This is a genomic window from Parajatrophihabitans canadensis (assembly GCF_053764775.1).
This window is the reverse complement of record NZ_CM132445.1, coordinates 3,979,254-4,004,969: the sequence shown is the minus strand read 5'-3', so window position 1 is coordinate 4,004,969 and position 25,716 is coordinate 3,979,254. Positions and strand designations below refer to the sequence as shown.

Annotated in this window: 25 protein-coding genes; 19 read left to right on the top strand and 6 right to left on the bottom strand. The window is 65.1% G+C overall.

Features of this window, described 5'->3' with window-relative positions:
* Positions 1 to 3: 3 nt before the first annotated feature.
* Both glmM and ACSMXN_RS19205 read left to right on the top strand, forming a co-directional pair.
* Positions 4 to 1,341, top strand: coding sequence for a phosphoglucosamine mutase (gene glmM, locus ACSMXN_RS19210; RefSeq protein ID WP_022913932.1), 1,338 nt, complete (start codon positions 4 to 6; stop codon positions 1,339 to 1,341).
* A 145-nt stretch (positions 1,342 to 1,486) separates the two neighbouring features.
* Positions 1,487 to 2,404 (top strand): hypothetical protein, encoded by a 918-nt coding sequence (locus tag ACSMXN_RS19205; RefSeq protein ID WP_022913931.1) that lies wholly within the window; start codon positions 1,487 to 1,489, stop codon positions 2,402 to 2,404.
* A 69-nt stretch (positions 2,405 to 2,473) separates the two neighbouring features.
* Here ACSMXN_RS19205 and ACSMXN_RS19200 read toward each other — a convergent pair whose 3' ends face one another.
* Positions 2,474 to 3,100, bottom strand: coding sequence for a malonic semialdehyde reductase (locus ACSMXN_RS19200; protein WP_022913930.1), 627 nt, complete (start codon positions 3,098 to 3,100; stop codon positions 2,474 to 2,476).
* Positions 3,101 to 3,182: 82 nt separating this feature from the next.
* Here ACSMXN_RS19200 and ACSMXN_RS19195 point away from each other — a divergent pair, with 82 nt between their 5' ends.
* From ACSMXN_RS19195 to ACSMXN_RS19130, 14 genes are read left to right on the top strand one after another with little or no spacing between them, the layout of a single operon-like run.
* Positions 3,183 to 3,560 (top strand): winged helix-turn-helix transcriptional regulator, encoded by a 378-nt coding sequence (locus tag ACSMXN_RS19195; RefSeq protein ID WP_196811331.1) that lies wholly within the window; start codon positions 3,183 to 3,185, stop codon positions 3,558 to 3,560.
* A gap of 36 nt (positions 3,561 to 3,596) precedes the next feature.
* The gene (gene glmS / locus ACSMXN_RS19190) at positions 3,597 to 5,459 is read left to right on the top strand and encodes a glutamine--fructose-6-phosphate transaminase (isomerizing) (RefSeq protein ID WP_022913928.1); all 1,863 of its coding nucleotides are present in this window, start codon (positions 3,597 to 3,599) and stop codon (positions 5,457 to 5,459) included.
* 8 nt (positions 5,460 to 5,467) lie between these two features.
* Positions 5,468 to 5,836: a holo-ACP synthase gene (locus ACSMXN_RS19185; protein ID WP_022913927.1), complete on the top strand. Its 369-nt coding sequence runs from the start codon at positions 5,468 to 5,470 to the stop codon at positions 5,834 to 5,836.
* Positions 5,837 to 5,839: 3 nt separating this feature from the next.
* Complete coding sequence (locus ACSMXN_RS19180; protein WP_022913926.1) at positions 5,840 to 7,315, top strand: bifunctional ADP-dependent NAD(P)H-hydrate dehydratase/NAD(P)H-hydrate epimerase; 1,476 nt, start codon at positions 5,840 to 5,842, stop codon at positions 7,313 to 7,315.
* A 36-nt stretch (positions 7,316 to 7,351) separates the two neighbouring features.
* Positions 7,352 to 8,479, top strand: a complete 1,128-nt coding sequence (alr, locus tag ACSMXN_RS19175) for an alanine racemase (RefSeq protein WP_022913925.1) — start codon at positions 7,352 to 7,354, stop codon at positions 8,477 to 8,479.
* Entirely contained in the window at positions 8,476 to 9,648 is a 1,173-nt protein-coding gene (locus tag ACSMXN_RS19170; protein ID WP_051148918.1) for an alpha/beta fold hydrolase, read from the top strand. The genes alr and ACSMXN_RS19170 overlap by 4 nt, the downstream gene beginning before the upstream one ends.
* Positions 9,649 to 9,671: 23 nt before the next feature.
* Positions 9,672 to 10,109 carry a tRNA (adenosine(37)-N6)-threonylcarbamoyltransferase complex ATPase subunit type 1 TsaE gene (tsaE, locus tag ACSMXN_RS19165; protein ID WP_051148917.1) on the top strand — a complete coding sequence of 146 codons (438 nt, stop codon included), beginning with the start codon at positions 9,672 to 9,674 and terminating at the stop codon, positions 10,107 to 10,109.
* Between the two features lie 11 nt (positions 10,110 to 10,120).
* Entirely contained in the window at positions 10,121 to 10,831 is a 711-nt protein-coding gene (tsaB, locus tag ACSMXN_RS19160; protein WP_027139594.1) for a tRNA (adenosine(37)-N6)-threonylcarbamoyltransferase complex dimerization subunit type 1 TsaB, read from the top strand.
* Positions 10,828 to 11,397: a GNAT family N-acetyltransferase gene (locus ACSMXN_RS19155; RefSeq protein ID WP_022913923.1), complete on the top strand. Its 570-nt coding sequence runs from the start codon at positions 10,828 to 10,830 to the stop codon at positions 11,395 to 11,397. The genes tsaB and ACSMXN_RS19155 overlap by 4 nt, the downstream gene beginning before the upstream one ends.
* Positions 11,387 to 12,439, top strand: a complete 1,053-nt coding sequence (gene tsaD / locus ACSMXN_RS19150; protein ID WP_155958423.1) for a tRNA (adenosine(37)-N6)-threonylcarbamoyltransferase complex transferase subunit TsaD — start codon at positions 11,387 to 11,389, stop codon at positions 12,437 to 12,439. The genes ACSMXN_RS19155 and tsaD overlap by 11 nt, the downstream gene beginning before the upstream one ends.
* Positions 12,440 to 12,493: 54 nt before the next feature.
* Positions 12,494 to 12,709, top strand: a complete 216-nt coding sequence (locus tag ACSMXN_RS19145; RefSeq protein WP_027139592.1) for a hypothetical protein — start codon at positions 12,494 to 12,496, stop codon at positions 12,707 to 12,709.
* A gap of 45 nt (positions 12,710 to 12,754) precedes the next feature.
* Positions 12,755 to 13,351, top strand: a complete 597-nt coding sequence (locus ACSMXN_RS19140) for a SigE family RNA polymerase sigma factor (RefSeq protein ID WP_022913920.1) — start codon at positions 12,755 to 12,757, stop codon at positions 13,349 to 13,351.
* A complete protein-coding gene (locus tag ACSMXN_RS19135) occupies positions 13,348 to 14,547 on the top strand; it encodes a DUF4232 domain-containing protein (RefSeq protein ID WP_022913919.1) in 1,200 nt (399 codons plus the stop codon). Before ACSMXN_RS19140 ends, ACSMXN_RS19135 begins: the two co-directional genes overlap by 4 nt.
* A 38-nt stretch (positions 14,548 to 14,585) precedes the next feature.
* Positions 14,586 to 15,584, top strand: coding sequence for a DUF4232 domain-containing protein (locus ACSMXN_RS19130; protein ID WP_022913918.1), 999 nt, complete (start codon positions 14,586 to 14,588; stop codon positions 15,582 to 15,584).
* A 110-nt stretch (positions 15,585 to 15,694) separates the two neighbouring features.
* Here the strand turns inward: ACSMXN_RS19130 and ACSMXN_RS19125 are convergent, their stop codons facing one another.
* Positions 15,695 to 17,032 (bottom strand): THUMP-like domain-containing protein, encoded by a 1,338-nt coding sequence (locus tag ACSMXN_RS19125; protein ID WP_155958422.1) that lies wholly within the window; start codon positions 17,030 to 17,032, stop codon positions 15,695 to 15,697.
* A gap of 257 nt (positions 17,033 to 17,289) precedes the next feature.
* Here ACSMXN_RS19125 and groES point away from each other — a divergent pair, with 257 nt between their 5' ends.
* Positions 17,290 to 17,598 carry a co-chaperone GroES gene (gene groES, locus ACSMXN_RS19120; protein ID WP_027139591.1) on the top strand — a complete coding sequence of 103 codons (309 nt, stop codon included), beginning with the start codon at positions 17,290 to 17,292 and terminating at the stop codon, positions 17,596 to 17,598.
* A 120-nt stretch (positions 17,599 to 17,718) separates the two neighbouring features.
* Positions 17,719 to 19,338, top strand: coding sequence for a chaperonin GroEL (gene groL / locus ACSMXN_RS19115; protein ID WP_022913915.1), 1,620 nt, complete (start codon positions 17,719 to 17,721; stop codon positions 19,336 to 19,338).
* A 123-nt stretch (positions 19,339 to 19,461) separates the two neighbouring features.
* On the opposite strand, the gene ACSMXN_RS19110 is transcribed toward groL, so the two are convergent.
* The 4 genes from ACSMXN_RS19110 to ACSMXN_RS19095 all read right to left on the bottom strand — a co-directional run bounded on the left by ACSMXN_RS19110 (position 19,462) and on the right by ACSMXN_RS19095 (position 23,790).
* Complete coding sequence (locus ACSMXN_RS19110) at positions 19,462 to 19,746, bottom strand: WhiB family transcriptional regulator (RefSeq protein WP_022913914.1); 285 nt, start codon at positions 19,744 to 19,746, stop codon at positions 19,462 to 19,464.
* A gap of 126 nt (positions 19,747 to 19,872) precedes the next feature.
* Complete coding sequence (locus ACSMXN_RS19105; RefSeq protein WP_022913913.1) at positions 19,873 to 20,304, bottom strand: DUF5319 family protein; 432 nt, start codon at positions 20,302 to 20,304, stop codon at positions 19,873 to 19,875.
* A gap of 96 nt (positions 20,305 to 20,400) precedes the next feature.
* Positions 20,401 to 22,926, bottom strand: a complete 2,526-nt coding sequence (locus tag ACSMXN_RS19100; protein ID WP_027139589.1) for an FtsX-like permease family protein — start codon at positions 22,924 to 22,926, stop codon at positions 20,401 to 20,403.
* 87 nt (positions 22,927 to 23,013) lie between these two features.
* Positions 23,014 to 23,790 (bottom strand): ABC transporter ATP-binding protein, encoded by a 777-nt coding sequence (locus ACSMXN_RS19095; protein WP_051148928.1) that lies wholly within the window; start codon positions 23,788 to 23,790, stop codon positions 23,014 to 23,016.
* 342 nt (positions 23,791 to 24,132) lie between these two features.
* On the opposite strand from ACSMXN_RS19095, the gene guaB reads away from it, so the two are divergent.
* Positions 24,133 to 25,668, top strand: a complete 1,536-nt coding sequence (gene guaB, locus ACSMXN_RS19090) for an IMP dehydrogenase (protein ID WP_022913910.1) — start codon at positions 24,133 to 24,135, stop codon at positions 25,666 to 25,668.
* Positions 25,669 to 25,716 lie beyond the last annotated feature (48 nt).

Below are 25,716 nucleotides of genomic sequence, written 5' to 3'. Positions count from 1 at the left end.
CCCGTGGGCCGTTATTTCGGCACGGATGGCGTGCGCGGTGTCGCAAACGCCGACCTGACACCCGAGCTGGCACTGGCCGTCGCCAGTGCCGCCGCTCGGGTGTTGGTGGCTCATGGGGGCACGCACCGGCCGGTTGCCGTGGTGGGCCGTGACCCTCGCGTGTCAAGCACGATGCTCGAAGCTGCCGTCGTCGCCGGTCTGAGTTCGGCGGGCGCCGATGTCAAGCTTGTCGGCGTCCTCCCGACACCTGCAGTTGCCTACCTGACCGGTGTCTACGGCGCTGATGTCGGCGTGATGCTGTCCGCCAGTCACAACCCCATGCCTGACAACGGCGTGAAGCTCTTTGCCCGCGGCGGCAAGAAATTGCCGGACGACCTGGAGTCCGAGATCGAGGACGAAATCGATCGCGGTTGGACGAAACCGCGGCCGGTAGGTGCCGCTGTCGGCCGGGTGACCATGCAGGACGACGGGGCCGAGCAGTACATCCGACACCTGTTGTCCTACGCACCGGCCGATCTGTCTGGCTTGAAGATCGTCATCGACTGCGCCAACGGCGCGGCGTCGAGCGTGGCCGGGAGCCTGTTCAAACAGGCCGGCGCGAACGTGGTAACGGTTGCAGCTGAGCCGGACGGCCTGAATATCAACGACGGCGTGGGCTCTACGCACATCGAGGCGCTCGCCGGCTATGTCGCCCAGCACGGCGCCGATCTGGGCATCGCGCTGGACGGTGACGCCGACCGGTGCCTGGCTGTCGATGCAGCGGGCGACGTCGTCGATGGCGATCAAATCTTGGCGATCTGCGCGCGCGCGCTGAAGGATCAGGGCGCGCTCACCGATGACACCGTAGTGGCAACTGTCATGAGCAACCTGGGCTTTCACCACGCGATGCGGGCCGCTGGAATCAAGGTTTTGACGACCGCCGTCGGCGATCGTTACGTGCTTGAGGCGTTGACCGAGCAGGGCCTCAGCCTCGGCGGTGAGCAGTCGGGCCACGTCATCTTCACCGACGCTGCCACGACCGGCGACGGCCTGCTCACTGCACTCCGGCTGACCTCCTGTCTGGTGGCTTCAGGTGGTTCGCTCGCCGAACTCGCTTCGCTGGTCAACCGCTTGCCGCAGGTCCTGATCAACGTCAGCGTCGCCGACAAGGCGACCGTTGCGGCTTCGGACGCGGTGGCCGCTGCGGTGGCCGCGGCCAGTTCAGAACTCGGCGACAGCGGGCGGATTCTGCTTCGCCCGTCCGGAACCGAGCAGCTCGTTCGGGTCATGGTCGAGGCGCTGACTCAAGAGCACGCAGATGCGATCGCACACCGGGTGGCTGAGGTCGTTCGTACCGCTTAGAGCGGTCACGCGTGTGTGTGGCCGGATTGGCCGGTCGGAACTGACTCCTGACCGAGGCCGTTGGACTGAGAGATCCCTTCAGCTGTCCGAAGCAAGACCGTGCGACGAAACGAAATCAGTGAATTCCCCTACCCAGTCGAATGCCATGAACAACCACGACGTGAATGACCGTGATCTCGAGCAGGCCAGTTCTGGCGGCACGAACAACAAGCCGCCGGACGAGCCGGCTCCGAGCGCGAACCCGAACCCGGCAGTGAGTCCGAAGCAGCCCGAGCGGCTGACGTTGTCGTTGACCCAGCTGATTGCGAGTGTCCTCGCCGCGATCAGCGCGACCGTGGCGGCTTCGTTCTTCGGAGTCGCGGGCACGGTGATTGGTGCCGCGTTGGGCAGTGTCGTGTCGGTGGTCGGCAGCGCCGTATACAAGCACTCCCTCGACACGACCCGGGAACGTATTCGAGTGGCAGCCATCGAGTCGGCGGTCGCCCAGCGCTTCGGTGTCCACGAACCGTCGTCGGGTCCGCGCACGTCGGCTGATGCCAATGGTTCGGTTGACTCCGCATCGGTGGGCTCAACATCGGTTCGCTCCGCGTCGGTTGGATCCCCATCGGCTGTCAGGCGCTTGAGGTGGGCGACCTACTTGAGTCCAAAGCGGCTGGCGTTGCTCGCCGGCGTCTTGTTCGTAGTCACACTCGGGGCAGTGACGGCGTTCGAGGCGATTTCAGGCCAGCCGATCTCTTCAACGGTGTCCAATCACAACGGCAAGGGCACCTCGTTGTTCGGTGGCACGTTGCGGCAGCCCGACCGACACTCCCCGTCAGCGCCGAGCACTGGGTCCTTGACCCCGTCAGCGGTCAACTCCGGTTCCGCGACCACACCCGCGCCGGCCTCTAGCCCCGGCGGGTCGGACACCAGCTCGCCATCCCCAACGGTTAGCTCAAGCCCTACGACCAGCCCGTCAGATACCCCGAGCTTGTCGCCGAGCGGCTCGCCTGGCTCGGGCGGCACGACCGCACCTCCCGAAAACGCTCAAGGCGACACCGCAAGTGCCGTACCGAGTGGCTGATTCACGAATCGTGTAACACTCGGCACCACATAGGTGCCGAGCGTTACACGATTCGTGAATATGGCGCGGTCAGGCCCACTGAACGACGTCGTCGTGGCTCAGCCGAGGCAACCTGTCGAACCAGGGATTCTCACCGGGGTGGCCGAGGTTGACCACCAGGACGGACTGCCAGCGGCCATCCGGAAAGAAGTCCGCGTCCAAGGCCGGTGCGTCGAAACCTGCCATTGGCCCGGCCGCCAATCCGTGGGCTCGTACGGCGAGCAGGAAATAGCCGGCCTGTAGCGCCGCACTGAACCGTCCCGTCTCAGTTCGCATGGTGTCGTCGGCGGCGAAGACGTCCTTCAGCTCTGGCCTGAAGGGCAGCACCGTCGGGATGTGCAGATGGAACGCGGTATCGATCGCGAGGACCGCTACTGCCGGCGCCGACGCCGTCTTGGCCTTGTTGGCGTCGTTCATGTGCCCAACGAGGCGCTCCCTACCTTCGGGGGTGCGGACGTACAGCACGCGGAGCGGCTGAGTGTTCGCTGCGGTTGGAGGCCACTTGGCGAGCTCCCAGATTTCGGCGAGCTCGGCGTCGCTGACGGGCGTAGGCGCGAAGTTGTTTACCGTCCGTGCGTCGGTGAACAACAGCGCGCGGCCCGCGTCGTCCAGCCGCTTGAGCTGCTGTGGCGCCGTTTCCTCGAGCAGGTCTGTCATAGTGACTTCCAATCCATGTGTTACTTCTAAAAAAATAGTGACACCAGTAAAGATAGCACTCGGATAGAATGGCGTCATGGCCATGAAACGTGACGAGCGCCACGAGCCCCGCTCGTGCGACGCAGCGCTTGCCCGCGCGTTCGGGTTTCTCGGCAAACGCTGGAACGGCGTCCTGCTGGGCACGCTGCTTTCGGGCCCGGCGGGGTTCTCCGAGTTGCGGCGCGCGATCGCGGGGATCAGTGACTCTGTGCTGTCCGAACGCCTCAGCGAACTGTCCAAAGCCGGCCTGATTTATCGCTTGGTGGACGAGGGCCCGCCTCTGGCTGTCGAATACAGCCTCACTCCGGCGGGTCAGGCGTTGCTCCCCGCGCTGAACGAACTGTCCGTCTGGGCTGCAGCGAACTTGCCTGCCAACTCCTGTCCGAAAGCGGAGGAGGAGCCCACCGGCGCCGAGCGCTGAGCCGACATCTCCTGCCACTCCCGTATGCTTTGCGTTATGTGCGGCATAGTTGGCTACGTAGGTCCAAGGTCAGCGCTCGCGGTCGTGGTAGAAGGCCTGCGACGGCTGGAGTACCGCGGCTACGACTCGGCCGGTGTCGCGATCATCTCCGACTCGGGAGCGTTACAGACAGCAAAGAAAGCCGGGCGGATCGAGAACCTGGATTCCGAATTGGCTGGCCTCAGCATTTCGGGCGGTACCGGCATCGGTCACACCCGCTGGGCGACACACGGCGCGCCGAACGACCGCAACGCCCACCCGCACGCCGATGCGAACGGGCGAATCGCTGTCGTGCACAACGGAATCATCGAGAACTACGCCGAGCTTCAGGCCGAACTCGAAGCCTCCGGTGTTGAGTTCAGTTCCGATACCGACACCGAGGTCGTCGCGCATCTGGTCGCGGCCGAGTTGGCCAAGTCTGTCGATGTCGGCGGCGCGGCTGATCTGGCTGCCGCCGTCCGATCGGTCTGTCTGCGACTGCAGGGCGCGTTCACCTTGGTGCTCGTCGACCGCGACAACCCAGAATCCGTAGTTGCCGCCCGGCGCAACTCACCACTCGTACTCGGGATCGGCGACGGTGAGACCTTCCTCGGATCCGACGTAGCGGCGTTCATCGAATTCACCAAGGACGCGGTGGAACTCGGCCAGGACCAGCTCGTGGAGATCAGTCGAGCCGGCTACACCATCACCGACTTTCACGGTAAGCCTGTCGACGGAAAGCGATTCACGATCGACTGGGATCTGTCAGCTGCCGAAAAGGGTGGCTACGACTACTTCATGCTCAAGGAGATCCAGGAGCAACCCACCGCGGTAGCCGACACGTTGCGCTCGCATTTCGTGGACGGCAGGATCGTGCTGGACGAGCAGCGCCTGGACGCAGGCGTACTTCGTGAGATCGACAAGGTGTACGTAGTCGCATGCGGGACGGCCTACCACGCTGGCCTCGTCGCGAAGTACGCCATCGAACACTGGACGCGCATCCCGGTCGAGATCGAGTATGCGTCGGAGTTTCGCTACCGCGACCCGGTCCTGAACCGGCAGACGCTGGTCGTTGCCATCAGCCAATCGGGCGAGACTGCCGACACCCTCGAGGCGGTTCGGCACGCCAAAGACCAACGGGCGACGGTTCTCGCGATCTGCAACACCAACGGCGCGCAGATACCGAGGGAATCCGACGCCGTGCTCTACACCCATGCCGGTCCCGAGATCGGAGTGGCGGCCACCAAGACCTTTACCGCGCAGGTCGCCGCCGGCCTGATCGTCGGGCTGGCCCTGGCTCAGGCGCGTGGAACCAAGTACGGCGACGAGATCGCAGCCGACTTCCGAGCGCTGGAGTCGATGCCGCTGCACATCGCCAAGACGCTCGAAGGGGTCGAGGACGTGCGCAGGCTGGCCCGCGAGATCGCCGATTCGAAGGCGATCCTGTTTCTTGGTCGGCACGTTGGCTACCCGGTGGCTATGGAGGGCGCGCTCAAGCTGAAAGAACTTGCTTACATGCACGCCGAAGGATTTCCTGCGGGCGAGCTCAAGCACGGGCCGATCGCCTTGGTCGAAAAGGGCTTACCCGTCGTCGTGGTAATGCCATCACCGATCGGCAGGCCCATCTTGCACCAGAAGATGCTCTCCAACATCGCCGAAATCGCAGCCCGTGGCGCCCGAACGATCGTGATCGCGTCCGAGGGCGACGAATTAGCCGCCAAACACGCGGCGAACCTCATCGAGGTGCCGGCAGTTCCCACCCTGATGTCGCCGCTGGTGTCGACGATTCCGATGCAGGTGCTAGCCGCTGAGATCGCCCAGGCTCGCGGGTATGACGTGGACAAGCCGCGAAACCTCGCCAAGTCCGTCACCGTCGAGTAGCGCGCACTTTGATAGTCGGGGTCGGGATCGACGTGGTACCGATCGAACGATTCGAATCGGCCTCCGAGCGGACCGCGGAGTTGGCCGAACGACTTTTCACCCCTGCTGAGCGGGTCACACCCGCCGGCAGCCCCCGTACGCCGGAGTCCTTGGCGGCCAGGTTCGCTGCGAAAGAGGCGTTGGCCAAGGCACTTGGCTCACCCGGCGGTATGAAATGGCGGGACGCCGAGGTGGTTGTCGACGAACATGGTCGTCCGTCGCTGGTCATACGCGGCACCGTCGCGGCTCGAGCAGCCGAACTCGGCGTCAAGCATCTACATGTTTCGCTTTCTCACGATGGCGGTATCGCCTCCGCCGTCGTGATCGCGGAGGATTGAGAAATGCTCGAGGCGTACACAGTCGCTCAGGTTCGACAGGCAGAGGCAGTGGTGTTGGCCCAGGTGCCTGCTGGCACCTTGATGGCCCGTGCCGCCCGTGCCATCGCCACCGAAGCCTCGGGAATCCTCGGTTTCACCTATGGCGCAAGGGTTTTGCTGCTCGTGGGCGCCGGAGACAATGGCGGTGACGCACTGTATGCCGGTGCCGAGCTCGCTCGCCGTGGCGCCCAAGTTCGGGCAATCCTCGCCTCACCCGATCGGGTTCACGCTGATGGACTAGCCGCATTGATCTCAGCCGGCGGTTGGGCTACGGGCATTGATCGGGAGATTGGCAATCAGTCCGACGGCCAGACCAACGGCCAGACCAACGGCCCAGCCGCGGTAGATTTGATCATCGACGGTTTGGTCGGGATCGGCGCGTCGGGGGCGCTGCGTGAATCCTTGCTGCCGCTGGTGGATCTGGCCAACACTTCCTTCGCCCCAGTACTTGCGGTCGACATTCCGTCCGGAGTCGATCCGAATACCGGAGCGGTGATCGGCGCCGCGGTGTCGGCGGAGGTCACCGTCTGTCTCGGGGCAGCCAAGGCCGGCTTACTGGTCGGTGACGGGCGGCTCAAGGTCGGACGATTGCGAGTCATCGACATCGGCATTGGCGACCAGCTGAGCAATCCGGCGCTCCTGCAGCTCGACGGTGTCGACGTCGGTGGGCTGTTGAGGAGACCAGGACCCAAGGACGACAAGTACACCCGCGGCGTCGTTGGGATCGTCGCCGGCTCGGCCGAGTATCCCGGCGCGGCACAGTTGGCGGTTGGCTCGGCGCGCCTCGGCGGCGTCGGTGCGGTTCGCTATGCCGGCCACGCCGCCCGTGAGGTGAGCCGCCGGTGGCCAGATGTATTGGTCACCGAGACTGTTTCTGGCGCTGGGCGGGTGCAGGCGTGGGCGGTTGGCCCGGGACTGGGCAACACCGACAGCGCCCGGGAGTCGCTCAGACGGGTGCTCAGCAGTGACGCCGTCGCACTCGTCGACGCCGACGGATTGAACCTGATCGCTGCTGAGAGGCAACTGCGGGATCTGCTGTACGACCGGCGAGCAGCGACAGTCCTTACCCCACATGATCGAGAGTTCGTTCGGCTGTTCGGTGAAATCGGCTCCGATCGGGTGGGCGCCGCCCGCGGGGCCGCGGCCGAGTCGGGCGCGGTCGTGTTGTTGAAGGGTTTTGCCACCATCGTGGCGGAGCCCGACGGGCGCTGTTTCGTGAATTCGACGGGCTCGCCAGCGCTGGCGACCGCGGGAAGCGGAGATGTCCTTTCCGGCTTGATCGGATCGTTGCTCGCTACCGGTTTGGGCGCCGTTGAGGCCGCCGCCGTCGGCGCATACCTGCACGGCGCAGCAGGTTCGCTCGCCGCTGAGCGAGGCCCGGTCACGGCGCCGGACCTACTCGACGCGTTGCGAACCTTCGTTGCAGAGATTCGCGGCTGACGCACCGACTGCCGGGTCGTTTGAGAGACTGGACAGATGTTGCGCTCAGAGGCCGTCGTCGACCTGGCCGCGATCCGGGCCAACGTCGAGACCCTGAGAGCGGGTATTCAGGCGCAGCTGATGGCCGTGGTCAAGGCCGACGGGTACGGCCACGGGTTGGTGCCGGCAGCGCGTGCGGCCGTCGCAGGCGGCGCCGACTGGCTCGGGGTGGCGATGCTGGAGGAGGCACTGGCACTGCGTGCAGCCGGTATCGAGCAGCCGATTCTGGCCTGGCTGTGGACTCGACACGAGACGGCCGAGCTCAGGCAGGTCATCGCGACCGGCGTTGACGTGTCGGTCTCGTCGATCGCTGCGCTCGAGACCGTGATCGCGATCGCGGCCGAGCTCGGCTCCGCGGCACGCATCCACCTCAAGATCGATACCGGCCTGTCACGAAACGGCGCCACGGCGAGCGAATGGGCTGCACTGATCACGGCAGCAGGCCGCGCGGCGGCCGCCGGAATCGTCGACGTCATCGGCATCTGGAGCCATCTGGTTTCGGCCGAGGTCATCGGACACCCCACAACCCAGACCCAGATCGAGGGTTTTACCGATGCGCTCAAGGTAGCGGCGGACCTGGGCGTGGTTCCGCAGCTACGGCACCTGGCGAACTCGGCAGCAACCGTCACCGAGCCTGGCACACACTTCGATCTCGTCCGTACCGGCATCGCAATCTATGGGTTGTCCCCGGTACCGGAACGCGGCGATTTCGGTCTGACGCCGGCGATGACTCTGCGCAGCCATCTCGCCAACGTCAAACGCGTTCCCTGCAAAACCGGCATCAGCTATGGGCATCTGTACGTGACCGATCGCGAGACCACGCTGGCTCTCGTCCCGCTCGGCTACGCCGATGGCATCGCCCGCAACGCCACGAACGTCGGGCCGGTCAGCATCGCGGGCAGCAGGTTTCGGATCAGTGGCCGGGTCGCGATGGATCAGTTCGTAGTCGACGTCGGCGATTCGCCTATCGTGGAAGGCGATGAAGTGTTGCTGTTCGGCCCCGGGACCCGCGGAGAGCCGACGGCTCAAGACTGGGCGGACGCGTTGGACACGATCCATTTCGAGATCGTGACCCGGGTCGGCGCCAGAGTCCCGCGTACCTATCTGCCGGTGGTCGGCGAATGAAAGTCAAGATCCCCGCGATCATCGGCGGCGCGGTTGGCGCTGCCGGTCTGGTAGCCGCTGCCGGCGTAGTGCATGGAGTGCGGCAGGTCGAGCGCGAGAAATCGAAGATCGACTCCAAGTCGGCGGCGGGCCTCGGGGCGCTGTCGATCGACCGCCAGTCACGGGTGCTCGCCGAGGACGGTGTGAGTCTGTATGTCGAAGAGGTGGGTCCGTCCGATGCCCCACTGACAGTGGTTTTCGTCCATGGGTTCACGCTCAACCTCGGGTCATTCCACTTCCAGCGGCTGGCGCTGCGCGAGGCGTTCGGTGACGGCATCCGGATGGTCTTCTACGACGAGCGGTCTCATGGCCGATCAGACAAATCACCGAGCGCTGATTGCACGATCGAGCAGCTGGGCCGCGATCTGGCGACCGTGATCGATGCGATCGTGCCCACCGGCCCGATCGTGCTCGTCGGTCATTCGATGGGCGGCATGACCATCATGGCAATGGCCGACCAACGGCCGGCTGACTTTCTGACGCGGATCGGTTCGACGAGCTCGGCTGAAACCGACTCCGGTGTCCGGACGGGCACCGCGCGGATACCCGCCGTCGTTTTTATCAATACCTCCGGGGGGAATCTGCGAACGGTGACGTTGGGCCTGCCGTCCTTCGTCAGTCGCTGGAGTGGTCCCGTTATGCCGGTGGTGCTTCGCCGCGCAGCCAAGAACGCAGAGCTGGTCGAGCTCGGACGGGCACTGGGCAAGGATTTGGCCTGGGCCATCACCAAGCGGTTGAGTTTCGCAGCACCTGACGTCGATCCTGCGGTGGTCGCCTTCGCCACCAACATGATCTCCGCGACCCCGGTCGATGTCGTCTCGGACTTCTGGTCAACGTTGATGACTCATGACGGGACGATGGGGCTGCAGAACTTGAGCGGGTGCCGGGCACTGATCTTCGGCGCCGACCACGACGCACTCACGCCGCTGTCCCACGCAGAGGCGATCGCTGCCGCGCTGCCCCGGGCCGAGCTGATCGAGGTCGAGGGTGCCGGCCACCTGTTGATGCTCGAACGTCCCGAGGTGGTCAACGGCCCGCTCGTCGACTTCGTGGGTGAGGCTGTCGCGGACGCGGGCGCCGTTGGGCGCCGGACCGGGTCATCGACTCGCCGGGCGCGGACCGTCCGTTGATCGAGGTACCGACTCCGGTAGACATGGACGCGTTCGGACGAAAACTGGCCGGCATCCTCGAACCGGGGGACCTGCTCGTCCTGACCGGCCCATTAGGGGCGGGAAAGACCGCGTTGACCCAAGGCATCGGCGCCGGCCTCGGCGTACGCGGGCCCGTGGTGTCACCGACCTTCGTGATCGCTCGGGTGCATCAGGGCGGGCGGCTGCCCCTCGTGCACGTCGACGCCTACCGCCTCCGGTCCCTGGACGAGGTCGACGATATGGACCTGGACGTCGATATCGCAGACTCGGTGACCGTGGTCGAGTGGGGCGCCGGGCTCGTCGAGCGGCTGAGCGATGCCCGCCTGGAGGTGACGATCGGTCGGCGCCCGGACACCGAAATTCGCGAGGTCAGCCTCACGCCGATCGACGGAACCTGGGGCGACCGCATTAAGTCGGTGTGGCCCGGGACGGCCAGCTAAGCTCAATCATCGTGCTGGCCCTGGTAATCGATACCTCCTCCGCAGCCGTGACCGCGGGCGTTGTGGACTGTGCTGGCCCAACGCCACGACTGTGCGGCGAACGGGTAGTAGTGGACGCCCGAGCACACGGCGAACAGCTGGCACCCTCGATTCGGGCCGCGCTCGCCCAGGCGTCGATCGGAATCGCGCAGCTGTCCGCAGTGGTGGCGGGCGTCGGTCCGGGGCCGTTCACCGGGCTGCGGGTTGGCCTGGTCACGGCGGCGGCGATCAGTGACGCGCTCGGCATTCCCGCCTATGACGTGTGCTCTTTGGACGCTATCGCGGCAGCCGTCCGGCAGGGCGGACAAGGACACCAGGAACAAAAGGGCCCGCTGCTGGTGGCCACGGACGCTCGACGTCGCGAGGTCTATTGGGCTCGATATCTGGACGGCGTCCGCGTCGGTTCGCCGGCCGTGGCGAAGCCTGCTGATCTGTTGGTCGAGCTTGCTGGCTCCGACGGTGTCGGCTATCCAGTGGCAATGGCGGGAGCAGGGAGCCGCCAGTACGCGCAGGTGCTGGCGTTGCCGCTGATCGGGCCCGACTTTCCGACTGTTCTGGGCCTGGCCGGCCTCGCGATGCAACGGGTTCGCCAAGGCGCACCCGGCGAACCACTCACCCCGCTCTACCTCCGCCGGCCGGACGCTGTCGAACCTGCGGCACGGAAGGCGGTGAGCCAGCTTTGAGCGGGTCCGAATCAATCGAGGCGCCAACGAGCCAGGTTCGGCTGCGCCCGATGACCGTGGCGGATCTCGACCTGCTCTTGCCGTACGAAGAGATCATGTTCGGCAGCGAGGCGTGGTCGAGGCAGTCTTACCTCGATGAACTCGCCGATAGCGAGCTGCGCTGCTATCTCGTCGCAGAATCGGTCGCCGGCCGATCCGGTGAGGCAGCAGCGGGTGAACCAGAAGCTGGTGAACCGGAAGCTCGTCGGTCCGTTGAGTTGCTCGGTAGTGCAGGCTTGTTGACGATTGGTGAGACGGCGCAGATTCTCACTGTCGGCGTGCTACCCGCAGCGCGGCGCCGCGGTATCGGCACCCAGCTGGTCCAGGCGCTCGTCGCCGAGGCGATCCGACGCGGCGCCGACGAGGTATTGCTGGAGGTCCGAATCGATAACGACGCCGCCCGAACTCTTTATGAACGCGAAGGATTCGAGTTGCTGGGGGTCCGTCGTGGGTATTACGACCATGGCCGGGTGGACGCTCTGACGATGCGGCTCGACGTGCGTGCTGGTGGCCGTCGTGGGCACTGATCTCAGGTCCGAGCCACTCGTCCTTGGTATCGAAACATCTTGTGACGAAACGGGAATCGGCATCGTCCGAGGCACGACGCTGCTGGCTGACGCGATAGCTTCAAGTGTCGACGAGCATGCCAGGTTCGGTGGCGTCGTGCCCGAGGTGGCCAGCCGCGCCCACTTGCAGGCGATGGTGCCGACGGTTCATCGTGCGTGCGCGCAGGCAGGCATCAGACTCGCCGACATCGATGCCGTTGCCGTCACGGCCGGGCCCGGCCTAGCCGGCGCGCTGCTGGTAGGTGTCGCTGCAGCCAAGGCGTACTCGCTCGCCCTGGACAAGCCGCTTTACGGCGTGAACCACCTGTCGGCGCACGTCGCGGTGGATTTGCTGGAGAACGGTCCGCTGGACGAGCCATGCATCGCCTTGCTGGTCTCCGGCGGTCATTCCTCGATCCTGCGGGTGCCCAAGGTCGGGGGACTGGAGCTGACGGAGCTCGGTGCGACCCGCGACGATGCGGCAGGCGAGGCCTTCGACAAAGTCGCGCGGCTGTTGGGACTCGGCTTTCCTGGCGGCCCTCTGATCGATCGAGCAGCTGTAGACGGCGATCCGGCGGCGATCGCGTTTCCGCGGGGCCTGACTGGGGCCGGTGACCCGCCGTTTGCTTTTTCGTTCTCCGGATTGAAGACGGCGGTGGCCCGCTGGGTCGAGGCACGCGAGCGAGCAGGAGAGCCGGTGCCGGTCAACGATGTGGCGGCGTCCTTTCAGGAAGCGGTCGTCGATGTCCTCACGACGAAGGCCATTCGCGCGGCAAAGGACGATGGCATCGATTTTCTCCTGCTGGGCGGCGGGGTTGCGGCGAACTCGCGGCTGCGAGCTCTGGCAGCGTTTCGTTGCGAGCAAGCGGGTATTCGGCTGCGCGTGCCGCGGCCGGGACTGTGCACCGACAATGGTGCGATGGTGGCCGCACTCGGTGCTCAGCTGATCAAGAACGGCGCCCGCCCGTCCCAGCTGGACATCCCGGCTGATTCGGCGATGCCGATCGCAGAGGTCCTGGTCTGAATGGACACGCCAGCCAATTCGACGCCAGCGAATACAACGCCAGCGAATACAACGATGTGGGAGGCGGTTGCCGTTCAGGGCAGACTCGACGAGCTGCTCGGCTGGGTGCAGGAACGGATCGCCCCAGCTGCCGACCTCTACCGCAGCGCAGACCATGAGCCCCGGCTTGTGGTGATCGATCCCACCGGCGGTGCCGCCGAAGCGCTTGCCGAGGTACCCGACGAGCTGGTCGAACGACCGCCGCATGCGTGGGACTTCGAGCGGATCTAAGTCTGGCGCAACGTTGCAGGTGCCTCACGGCGTCTAATGAGGGTGATGGGTACCGGTAGGAGGTCAGGGCAGCGCTCAGGTCCGCCCTCGAGACAGCTGCCAGGACAGTTCGACGAGCAATTCTCAGCGTTCGTTCGCACTCACACCGACACCCTGCTGAAGACTGCATACCTGCTGACTCGGGATGGCCCGGAGGCCGAAGAACTGGTTCAGGACAACCTGGTGTGGCTATACCCGCGCTGGGCTCAGGTCGAGGGCGCCGACTACCAGCTCGCCTACGTCCGCAAGGCCATGGTCAACCGATTTCTCGCCGGAAAACGTCGGGCGTCATCGACCGAGGTGCACTTCGACGAATCGTTCGAGTCTTTCGCCGAGCGAGCGGGTCCGGCTCGGGACGAGACGGCTGCCGTGGACGAGCGCGACCGGCTCTGGCGGGAACTCGGGTCGTTATCAGATCGGCAGCGCGCGGCCATCGTCCTTCGCTTCTTTCACGACCTGGCCGATGCCGAGGTCGCTGAAGCGCTGGACTGCCGGGTGGGCACCGTACGCAGCCTGATCAGCCGTGCGTTGACCACATTGCGAACCACCGGGGATTTTGCCGACGACAGCGTGGGGTCGTACTACTTGAGGAATGTGACATGACCGGCAACAGAAGCCTGACCGAGGAGTTGCAGTCGGTGTTGCGATCCAAATCCATGGACGCGCCCGCTCCGTCGACTGCGATCGCCGAGATTCTCGATCGCACAATCGGTGCGGCCGCGACCGACACGACGATGCCGAGATCGCGGCTGTCCTTGGTGCGCAACCGGTTTCGAGCCAGCAGCTTGATACTCAGCGCCGCCGCCGTCGCGGCCGTTGTCGTCCTGATCGGGGTGGCGGTCGTGGGCGATGGCGGCGGCCCGAACGCTGAGAAGTCCTCGGGCGGGGCAGGTTCGGCCGCGGGCCCACCCCAGCTCGCGGATGGGCTGCCGGCGTCCCCGGCGAGCGGCGTGCAAGGTGGAATTGCCAGTCCTGGCCCTAGCGCGAATTTCGGGTCCAGTGCTGCGAGTGGAGGCGGCGCGGTGACCTTCACGCCCGTCAGGTGTCCAGATCCAACACAGCTGGGTTCGGTGTCGACACTGGGTACGTTGACTCTTGCCAAGACGGCTGCAGCCACGACCGGGCGCGCGCTGTCCATCATCGCGACCACCTGCACCGGTCCCAAAGGCATCGCGTCAAGTTCTCAGGTGGACGTCGAGACCGACGACGGGACGCTCGTGCGCACCCTCATCAGCCAAGCTCAGGGCGTCCAGGCGGACTTCGGCACGGTGATCGGCAGCACGATCACGGTGCGGGGCTACAGCCCCAGCGAGCACGGCTCATTCGACTATGCCTTCGAAGCCGCGGCCGATGGCAAGACCTTCACCGCGTTGCGGCCGAGCTTGTACGCGAATGACTGCACGGCTGGGGGCGTGTCGCTGGCGATCACGGCCGACGCGGACGCGACCGATGCGGTGCTGATCCAGGTGCGCAATACCGGGGTGTATCCCTGCGTCATGCGGGGCTACCCGGACGTCACCGCAATCAGCGAGGCTAGCCGTGCGGTGGCGAGCCAGACGCTGCGCGGTGCCAACGGTGGAGTTGGCGGCTCGGTGGCGCCGATCGTCGTGCTCAATCCCGGCGGTACTGCTAGCGCCTTGGCCGAAGCTCGGCTACCGGTTGCGGCTAGTTGTGCGGCCACCGATCACCTTCGAGTGCAGTTCGGGGGGTACGGATTGGACCGAACCTTCCCGTCCACGCTCGCCGGCTGTGGGCTCGAGGTGCATCCGCTGATCACCGGACAGAGCGGCAGCGGCTGAGCCGTTCGGATCGGCTCGAGTTGGCGTTCAATGGTTAGGTGAGGACGAAATGGTGGGCAGTTGCTGGACTGGTCGTCGTCCTGATCTGCGCCGCGCTGGTCAACATCAGCCGCGCTGACCGCGGTCGCAAATCTCTCCAAGCGCTACCCGAACCGTCGGTCACCACCCCGGGCCCCGATCTGTCGGTGCCCAATCGCTATGGCCTCACCTGTAATGCCCGTCCCGGACAAGCTGCCTCCGAAGAGGCGAATGTGCCGATGCGGACCGCCGGGCACCCAGACCTGGCCGTCATCTCGGCGCGCTGCTCGGACTCTTCCGGCGAGCGGTACCCGAGCTTGGTTCACGTGATCGACCATTCCGACGATGACCGCATCATCGCCACGTTGATTCGGCCTGCGCAGAACCTGCACGTCGTCTCGGTGGCTGTGCAAGGCTCGAGTACGACCGTCACCGCTACGGCAGCGGGACCGCTCGGTACCGGCACTGCCAAGGTGCCACCGGCGAATGTCGGCAGCATTTACTCATTCACATTTACCGCGACCGCGACCGACGCGTTTGCGGCGTCCGCTCCGAAACTGGTGGCCCCCGCGTGCAAGGTCTCTGATGTGCGCCTGAAGGTGACCACGGGAGCGCGCACTGCCGGGCAGGGCAGCTCGCCGCCGACCAGTGGCACGGTGAGCCTCACCAATTCCTCGCCGCACGACTGCGTGATCGAGGGCTACCCGGCGGTCGTTGGAGTTTCGTCGGTCGATGACGTTGTGACAGCTCATACCGAGCTGGTCGGCCCGTCCGGGCGTGGGGTCTTGAATGACACCGCGCCGCCGATCGTCCTCGTTCCGCCGGGACGATCGACGAGTGCTGCCATCGACTCAGCCGATCTGACCCCCGCCGGCGGAGCCACCCTTTGCACGAGCTTCGTGACCGTCCTGGTCGGCTTGCCGACGGGCGAGATGGTCGGCGGAGCGCCGATCGATCTCCGGGCCTGCGACTTTCAGGTACACCCCTTCGTGTCTGGGCTGACCGGCACCACCAGCTGACTCGGCCCGTGCTGTTCGGGACGTTGTCGCCCAGTCCGATGCGCCAGGTCGGTATACGTCGGGGTCGCTATGGCGACCTGTGGGTATACCAACTCGGTTCAGCGGCGGCATCAGCGGCCGTGATCGCCGGATCGGTATACGTCCGGGTCGCTATGGCGACCTGTGGGTATACCAACTGGTTCGGCGAGCACGGCCAGACGCTTTTCGCCGACCCTCGCCAGCAGCACCGTGATCGAGTTGGGCCCGCTGGGTTTCAACTCCCGCCGGAGCACCGCAGGGTCGATGTCGACTCCGCGCTTCTTGATCTCCACGATGCCGACCTCGCGTCGGCGTAGTTCGGTACGCAGGCGCTTCACCGAGTACGGCAACGTCTCCAGCACTCGGTAACCCTTTGCCAGCGCATTCCACGTGCCGTTCGGCGCCTGGTCAGTGCTGAGGTAGGCCAGATGCTCGTCTATCCGCCAGCCCCCGAGGACCGCCGCAGCCTGCTGGACTAGTCCGGCCCGGATGATTGCGCCGTCCGGTTCGTACAGGTAGCTGCCGATGGCGCCGATGGCCGTCTCAGCCGGGTCAGCGTCGGTAAGGCTGAGCTTCGGACGGAGCGCCGAAAGCACCGTGGCCCTGCGCGTGACACTCGGCTCGGTGAATCCCCTCGACCACAGGACTGCCTCTTTCACGCCCGCGCGAAATGACGTCCATTCGGCCTCGACCCCCGGTGGAATCAGCGCATGATCGAGGCCTGGACCCAGCTTGGCCGCAGCCCAGGTCGCCGTGCGGATCACCTCAGTGACGAAATCAAAGGCAGGCGAGTACGCGGCCGGGTCGAAGGTTCTACCGCGGGCACTACGTCGGGACGGATCGATGAAGACCGACTCGGCCGTGGACCAGTCAGCGTCCTCCGCAGCTCCGACGATCACCCGAGCCGGACCTGCATCCCCTGCGGCCCCGGCCGCGAGGTTGGCGCGGGCGATCTGGGCAGTCGCCGGTTCACGTTCAACCGCCTCGACGACCAGCCCGGCGCGCTCGAATGCAAGCGCATCAGCTCCGATGCCGCAGCACAGATCCAGGACGGTGGCGAGCCCGGCGCGCTCGAAACGGTCAGCTCGGTGATCGGCGACCTCCCGGCGGGTCGACTGTTGCAAACCGTCGGAGGTGAAATACAGCTGATCGGCGGCCGAGCCGAACTTGTCGCTCGCACGCTTGCGAAGCTCGGCCTGCGCGAACGCCGCCGTCATGAATTCGGCGCTCGTTAACTCGGCGCTCGTGAACTCGGCAGTCCCCGAGTCTGGGCCGTCGGCAGCGTGGGTGCCGGAACGGGACTGCGCCGCGATCAGAGCCCGAACGTGGGCCACCCGGCGCACCGGATCTGTCTCGGGCACCGTCGCGGCAAGGGCGATCGCGGCTTCGAATCGTCGTCGGCGGACCGGGTCGTCGAGATCAGGGAGCACCGACCCAGTCTGCCCCTGACGCGCAGCCGCGCCGAACCCGTAACGGCAGCGCACCGAACCCGTAACGACAGCGCGCTGAGCCCGTAACCGCAGTCTGCGCCAAACCCGGCAGCCTCCCAGTGTTGAGAGCTAGCACTCTCGCGGCTAGAGTGCTAGTTAAGGCCTGGCTGACCCCCGCGACGGCAGCCCGACCGGACCAAGCAAGTCTCCATACAGATATCCACTCATACTCTTCAAAGACCCCAGGAGGGGAGCTGATCGTGACCGCCACCAAGGTCAACATCAAGCCGCTCGAGGACCGTATCGTCGTTCAGGCCCTTGAGGCCGAGACCACGACCGCGTCTGGCATCGTCATTCCGGACACCGCCAAGGAGAAGCCTCAGGAAGGCACCGTGCTGGCTGTCGGCCCGGGTCGCGTTGACGAGCGGGGTAACCGCATCCCCGTCGACGTGAGCGAGGGCGACGTCGTCCTGTACTCGAAGTACGGCGGCACCGAGGTCAAGTACGCCGGCCAGGAATACCTGGTGCTCTCGGCGCGCGACGTACTCGCTGTCATCGTCAAGTAAATCCTCTGGCCACGCCCCGGGCGCCGCATACAGCGTGCGTGACCGGGGCGTTGTCGGTTCCGCGATCCCGGCCGCGAATGTCACGACCGCGGTTCAATGTGACACAAGAAAGGAACAAACATGGCGAAGATCCTCAGCTTCAACGAGGACGCCCGACGTTCGCTCGAGCGCGGCGTCGACAAGTTGGCCAACACCGTCAAGGTGACGCTCGGCCCGAAGGGTCGCAACGTAGTCCTCGACAAGTCTTACGGCCCGCCGTTGATCACCAACGACGGTGTCACCATTGCTCGTGAGATCGAGCTGACCGACCCGTTCGAGAACCTCGGCGCGCAGCTCGCGAAGTCGGTGGCCACCAAGACCAACGACGTTGCCGGCGACGGCACCACGACCGCCACCGTGCTCGCTCAGGCCCTGGTCAACAGCGGCATGCGGAACGTCGCTGCCGGTGCGAACCCGGCCGGTCTCAAGCGCGGCATCGATGCCGCTGTTACCGCTGTCTGCGAGGCGCTCGACGCCGCCGCCGTCGCGGTGGACACCGAAGCAAGCATCGCCCACGTTGGCACCATCTCTGCTCAGGACCCGATCATCGGTGCCCTGATCGGCGAAGCGATGACCAAGGTCGGCAAGGACGGCGTCATCACCGTCGAAGAGTCGAACACGATGGCGACCGAGCTCGAGTTCACCGAGGGTATGCAGTTCGACAAGGGCTTCATCTCGCCGTACTTCGTGACGGACCCTGAGACCCAGGTCGCCTCCTTCGATGACCCGTACCTGCTGATCACGACCCAGAAGATCAGTTCGATCACTGACATCCTTCCGTTGTTGGAAAAGGTCATCGGCGCAGGCAAGCCACTCGTCATCATTGCCGAAGACATCGATGGCGAGGCACTTTCGACGCTGGTCGTCAACGCGATCCGCAAGACGTTCGCAGTCGTCGCGGTCAAGGCCCCGTTCTTCGGTGACCGCCGCAAGGCGTTCCTGCAGGACTTGGCGATCGTCACCGGTGCTCAGGTCATCTCGCCCGAGGTTGGTCTCAAGCTCGACCAGGTCGGTCTGGAAGATCTCGGTTCTGCCGGTCGCGTCGTCGTGACCAAGGACCTGACGACTGTCACCCACGGTGGCGGCAAGCAGGACGACATCGAGGGTCGCATCTCGCAGATCCAGTCCGAGATCAAGACCACCGATTCCGATTGGGACCGCGAGAAGCTCCAGGAGCGGTTGGCCAAGCTGGCCGGCGGCGTCGGTGTCATCAAGGTCGGCGCGGCCACCGAGGTCGAGCTCAAGGAGAAGAAGCACCGCATCGAGGACGCCATCGCGGCCACTCGCGCGGCGGTCGAAGAGGGCATCATCGCCGGTGGCGGTGCCGCTCTCGTGCAGGCCGGTGAGTCATTGAAGGCTCTGTCGCTCACTGGCGACGAGGCGACGGGCGTCAGCATCGTGGCGGACTCGCTCGCCGAGCCGCTGCGCTGGATTGCCAACAACGCCGGGCTCGAAGGCTATGTGGTGGTCGGCAAGGTTCGTGAATTGCCGGCTGGGCACGGCTTGAACGCCGCCACCGGTGAGTACGTCGACCTCCTCGCTGCTGGCATCGTCGACCCGGTCAAGGTCACCAAGGCTGCCCTGGCGAACGCTGCTTCGGTTGCGGCCCTCGTGCTGTCGACCGAGTCGGCCATCGTCGAGAAGCCGGCCGAGGAAGAGCCCGAAGCACACAACCACGGTGGCCACGGTCACGCGCACTAAGTGAACTGTGCTTGAGCAAAATCTCGAGCAATAGCGCACATTGTTAAAGGAACTCCCCGCTCGCATCGTCCGCAATGCGAGCGGGGAGTTCGTCTGTCGTGGCTCGCTACAACCGTCGCTTCGTCAGACGGCCGTGCGCAGCCGGATCATCAGTGCTCGCTCTTCGGTGGTTCTGCCACCCCACACCCCGTACGGTTCCCGGGTCTCCAAAGCCCACTGCAGGCACCGCTGAGTCACCGGGCACCTCGCGCAAACCTCTTTGGCCTGGCGTTCCCGACGCATCTTGGACGGACCCCGCTCATTCTCCGGATGGAAGAATGTTGACGAGTCCAGCCCACGGCAGGCGCCACCGGTCTGCCATTCCCAGTCAGCTACGCGCGGTGCAGGTAATCGCGAAACGTCTGCCATGGCTACCTCCCGGTACCCGAACCGCGGCCCGACATGGTGCGCGGTCTTCGATGGGGGTAACGAGCTGCGCGCGCGAAGGTGACGCAGAGTTAGTGAGCAGAGTTAGTGACTGGCCTCGACCAACCGTCAGGTGCGGTGAGCGGCGAGGGCGTCGGTGAATCCGCGGGCGTAGTCCCAGGAGACATAGGAGTCCGCACTGGGCTCTGCCGCCGGCTCGTGCATGCCCGTTCGACCATCGCCGAGCAAGCTACGCAGGTTGGCCGCCATCAACGCCCACGAGAAGTAGTGCTGCTCGCCGCAATCGCCGCAGTCCACGACGATACCGAGAATGCCGTGTGGCGTGAGCGCTACCTCGAACTCCTCGAGTTCGGCGAGGTCGGCCGCGATCTCACGGCGGTCGGTATCGGTCAGTGGCTCGACCGGATCCAGGTCGTCGAGTAGCGCCGAAGGGTCATTCGGATCGTCCAAAAACGGGTCCAACGGGCCGGTGTGCTGTTCCCACAGCCGGCTCCACTGCGGGTCGCTGCTCGAATCCCAAGACGGATCGTGATGGCTCACGCCTCCCACGGTAACGCGCCTTTGCCGGACGCGACGAATTCCCGGCAACTTTCGCCGGGAATTCGTCCTCTACTCAGACAACGGCGTCAGCGGGCGTCACAGATCCGCAATCGCTTCCAGCGGTTTCGTACGAGCTGCTCGCGCCGCCGGCCATAGGGCTGCCAGTACGCCGACGAGCCCGGCAAGCACGAGCATGAACACCGACTGCCCGTACGGAATTGCCAACTGGTTCAGCCCTTGGTCGCGCAAGGTCCGTACGAACAATGCTCCGAAGGTCAGGCCCAAAACCACACCTACGATCGCGCCGAAGACGGCGATGAGCGCAGATTCCAGGTAGATCGTCCGGCGCACCTGAGGTCGAAGCATGCCCACTGCGCGCAGCATCCCGATCTCACGCCGGCGCTCGACGACCGACAGCGCCAAGGTGTTGATGATGCCGAGGACGGCAATCACAATGGCCAGCGCGAGCAAGCCGTACAGCACCCCGAGCAACCCGTTGATCTGGCTGGCCTGCGTACCCTTGAACTCCTTCTTGTCCTGCACCTTCACGACCAGGTACGGGTCGGTGGCGCGTTCGAGATTCGTCCGCAGGGCCGCCAGATCGGTGCCCGGTTGGCCCTTGACCAGTACGACCATGTCGAGGCGTTCGTTGCTTGCGGTGACCTCGCGGTACAGATCGCCTGATGCCAGCCACGGCCCCAGCAACTGATTGTCCGAATAGATACCCGTGACTTTGGTATTGATTGCCTTGTCATCACGGGAGGTCAGTACGACCGTCGAACCCACTGACCAGTGGTGGTCGCTGGCGGAGGTCTTGGAAACCAGGATGTTGTGGCCGCTGAAGTCCCCGGTGCCGGCGATCAGGTGGAACGGCAGCACGTCGGCCAGCGATCCGTCGACACCGGTGCCCTCGCTGTCTGAGCCGTTGATCTTGACATCGACAGGTTCCAACGCCACAGCGGATTTCACGCCCTCGACCTTGGTTGCTGCCTGTCCGGCGCCGATCGGCACACCGATCGCGTCCGGGCCGGTGAGGATGTAGTCCGCCGTGACGCCGTTGTCCACGAGCGCGTTGATGCTCTTCTTGGCCGACGATCCGAAGACCGCGATGGCCGTGACCAGCATCAGACCCAGGGTCAAAGCGAACGCTGTGGCTGCGGTCCGGCGGGGATTGCGTACGGCATTCGTCTTGGCCAGCCTGCCGACCGGGCCGAAGGGCCTCGCCAGTGGCATACCGATCAGACCGACAATCGGACGCGACAGCGCTGGTGCGCCGAGCAGCACGCCGATGATCAGGGCGAGCGCACCGATGCCGACCAGGCCGGCCGCTCCGCCGCCCGCCTTGGAGAGACCGCCACCAACGAGTGCCAGCACTCCGAGCACGCCGAAGATCGAGCCGATGATCGTCCGGCGGCGCAATGAGGTGCCCGCCGAGGCGAATTCCTCTCGCATAGCCGCGACCGGAGGGACCTTGGCGGCACGACGGGCGGGGGAGTACGCGCTGAAGCCGGTTACGACCACGCCAACCAGCAGCGCGACGACGATGGTGCGTGGGGTCAATTGCAAGGGGCCGTTCGGCAGGCCGACGTTGAAGCTGTTGAGCAATGCACGCAGCCCGTAAGCCAGGCCAACGCCACCGGCGATGCCGAGGATGCTGCCGACCAGGCCGACGATGAGAGCCTCGAAGAGGACGGAGCGGCTGATCTGCTTGCGGTTGGCGCCGACAGCCCGCAGTAACGCGAGCTCTCGCAATCGCTGGGCGACGATCATCGAGAAGGTGTTGTAGATGATGAACGTTCCGACGAGCAGGGCGATGGCCCCAAAGGCAAGCAAGAAGATGTTGATGAACTTCAGCGCCGTGTCGACATCATGTTGGGTGTCCGCAGTGACCTGCTTGCCGGTCTTCACCGTCAGCTGCGGGAAGGCCTTGGTCATCTCAGCTTTGAGCGACTCCTGCGTCGCGGTCGTTCCCGAGCCTTGCGCGGCGGCAACGTTCACGGTGCCCACGTGGCTGCCGTCGGTGAATAATTTCAACGCCTGATCGCGGGCGAACAGGGCACCGATGTAGCCGCCGGTGTCGGCCTTCGTGTCGTAAGCGCCGGAGATCGTCACGTTGAGAGTTCCGAAGCTTGGCACCACCACCTTCGTGTGATCGCCGACCTGGAGCTTTGCCAGCTTCAGCGCACCCTTGTTGAGTGCGATCTCGTTCGGCTGGGTCGGGGCAGAGCCGCTGACGAACTTGTACGGATCGCCGATGATCTGTCCAGGTGGCGAATATGAAAGGCCCTCGCTCGGGGCGCCGCCGCCCTGGACGGATTTACCGTTCGACCCGATCAGCACGATCGAGCCACCGACCTGTGGATCGACGGCGCCAACTCCAGGCATCGCCTTGATCTTGTCGACATCGGCCAGCGGCACCCCGCTGCTGCCGTCCTCGGGGCCGCTCACCTGAACGTCGACACCCTTTGCCACATCGGAGAACAAGCCGTGGAAGGTGTGACCGAGTGTATCGGTGAAGACGAACGAGCCGGCCACGAACGCGGTGCCGAGGACGACGGACAGCACGGTCAGCGCGAGCCGGACCTTGTGGGCGGCGAGATTGCGCAGTGAAACCTTGCGCATCGTGGACTTCGGGCTTGACTTGTAGCGCGTAGGACCGGTGCCGCTGGGCGGTTGGCTCGGTCGCTGCAGGGTGGAGGTCGACATGGCTCAGACCGCCTCGAGGTTCTTCATCCGGTCCAGAACCGAATCTGCGGTGGGCGAACGCATCTCGTCCACGATCTTGCCGTCGGCAAGGAACACGACTCGGTCGGCGTAGCTTGCCGCGCGCGGGTCGTGCGTGACGATGACCACCGTCTGCTGCAGATGGGTGACCGAGTTGCGCAGAATGCCTAGCACCTCGCTGGACGAACGCGAATCGAGGTTGCCGGTGGGCTCGTCGCCGAAGATGATCTCGGGCTGGCTCGCCAGCGCTCGGGCGCACGCGACCCGCTGTTGCTGGCCGCCGGACAGCTCGGACGGGCGATGGCCGAGACGGTCTCGCAGGCCGAGGGTATCGATGACCGAATCGACCCACTGCTGATCGATCTTGCGGCCGGCGATGTCCATCGGAAGCGTGATGTTCTCGATCGCAGTGAGCGTGGGTACGAGGTTGAACGACTGGAAGACAAACCCGATTCGATCGCGTCGCAGCTTGGTCATGTTTTTGTCCGACAGGCCGACCAACTCGGTGTCGCCGATCAGCACCGATCCAGAAGTCGCGTTGTCGAGTCCGGCCAGGCAGTGCATCAACGTCGACTTGCCAGACCCGGACGGACCCATGATGGCGGTGAACTCGGCGCGGCCGAAGTCGACCGTAACGTTGTCGAGGGCGCGGACATGGGTGTCGCCGCTGCCATAGATCTTGCTCACATTGATCGCTCGCGCGGCCGGGGCATACCTCGCCGCGCCGGCCGGCCCAGAACCTGTCTGAGTCGTTGGGTACATCGAGTCGGTGTTGATATCGGCGGACGGAGTGGGCGAATTCATGAGGTGCCTTTCTCGCTGATGCGGGTCTCGCTCGTGTGTGGCGGGGCTGGTACGGAAACCCACGACCACAGATGAGGTTGCTGCATGGGAGTCGACAGCTGTAGTGGGGACAACCCTGAATCACCCCTGATGTTTGTCACGGATCGTCCTCAGGGAAATCATGGTCGTTGCGCCGCCAACGACCCTGCTGAGGATCGTCTGATGACGACACGACGGGTCAGAGCGACGTGGCAGGCCGACGTGTCATGAGAGGGGTCGACGCTGTCATAGAATGAGATACCGCGGCCTGAGGAGAACATCGTGAGTGTCCATATCCCGTCTGATGGTCTGCGAGCCTCGGCCGATGCGGTACCTGCGAAGTTCGCCGAACTGGGTCTGACCTTCGACGATGTCTTGTTGCTGCCGGGGCCAACCGACGTGATTCCGAGCGAAGTCGACACCTCGACGTGGTTGTCGCGCAACATCCAGCTTCGGGTTCCGCTCGTTTCCGCCGCCATGGACACTGTCACCGAGTCCAGGTTGGCGATCGCGATGGCCCGGCAAGGTGGTCTGGGCGTCCTGCACCGCAACTTGTCGATCGAAGAGCAGGCGCAACAGGTCGACCTGGTGAAGCGTTCCGAGGCTGGCATGGTCACCCACCCGGTGACAACGCGGCCGGACGCGACCCTGGCCGAGGTCGACGAGCTGTGTAGTCGGTACCGAATTTCGGGGTTACCGGTTATCGATCGCGATGGCCTGCTCGTAGGCATCGTGACCAATCGGGACCTTCGTTTCGAGACAGATTTCTCGCGTCCGGTGTCAGAGGTCATGACGGCCATGCCCCTGGTGACGGCACCGGTGGGCGTGGACAAAGACGTTGCCCTTGGCCTGCTCGCCAAGAACAAGATCGAGAAGTTGCCATTGATCGACGCTGCCGGTCGGCTGCAGGGCCTGATCACGGTCAAGGATTTCACGAAGAGCGAGCAATTCCCGCTGGCGACCAAGGACGCTGCGGGGCGGTTGCGGGTCGGCGCAGCGGTCGGCTTCTTCGACGACGCCTGGAAGCGCGCGATGGCGTTGGTCGAAGCGGGCGTAGATCTCCTCATTGTGGATACAGCGAACGGGCACGCTTCCGGCGTGACCGACATGATCCGCCGGCTCAAGGCCGAGTCGGCCGCTGAAGCCGTGGACATCGTCGGGGGCAATGTCGCGACCCGGGCCGGTGCCCAGGCGTTGATCGACGCCGGCGCGGACGGGATCAAGGTCGGTGTCGGGCCCGGCTCGATCTGCACCACCCGCGTCGTAGCTGGTGTCGGAGTCCCGCAGGTCACGGCCATCTATGAGGCAGCGTTGGCAGCGAAGGCAGCAGGCGTCCCCGTCATCGGTGACGGTGGGCTGCAGTACTCCGGCGACATTGCGAAGGCCCTCGTGGCCGGTGCAGACACGGTGATGCTCGGTTCGCTGCTGGCCGGTTGCGAAGAGTCCCCGGGCGAGCTGGTGTTCATCAACGGCAAGCAATTCAAGTCCTACCGCGGCATGGGGTCACTCGGTGCCATGCAGAGCAGGGGCCGTGGCAAGTCGTACTCGAAAGATCGTTACTTTCAGGGCGATGTCACCGACGACGACAAGATCATCCCTGAAGGCGTCGAGGGTCAGGTGCCTTATCGCGGTCCGCTCGCGGCGGTTGCCTACCAGTTGATCGGCGGTCTGCGTCAGTCGATGTTCTACGTCGGCGCGCACACCATCGCCCAGTTGCAAGACAACGGACAATTCGTTCGGATCACCGCCGCCGGGCTGAAGGAGTCGCATCCGCACGATATTCGGATGACCGTCGAGGCGCCGAACTACTCCGGCTGAACCGGTGCGGCCCGGCTCCTAACCCCGAACCCCGGCGAATCGTGTAAC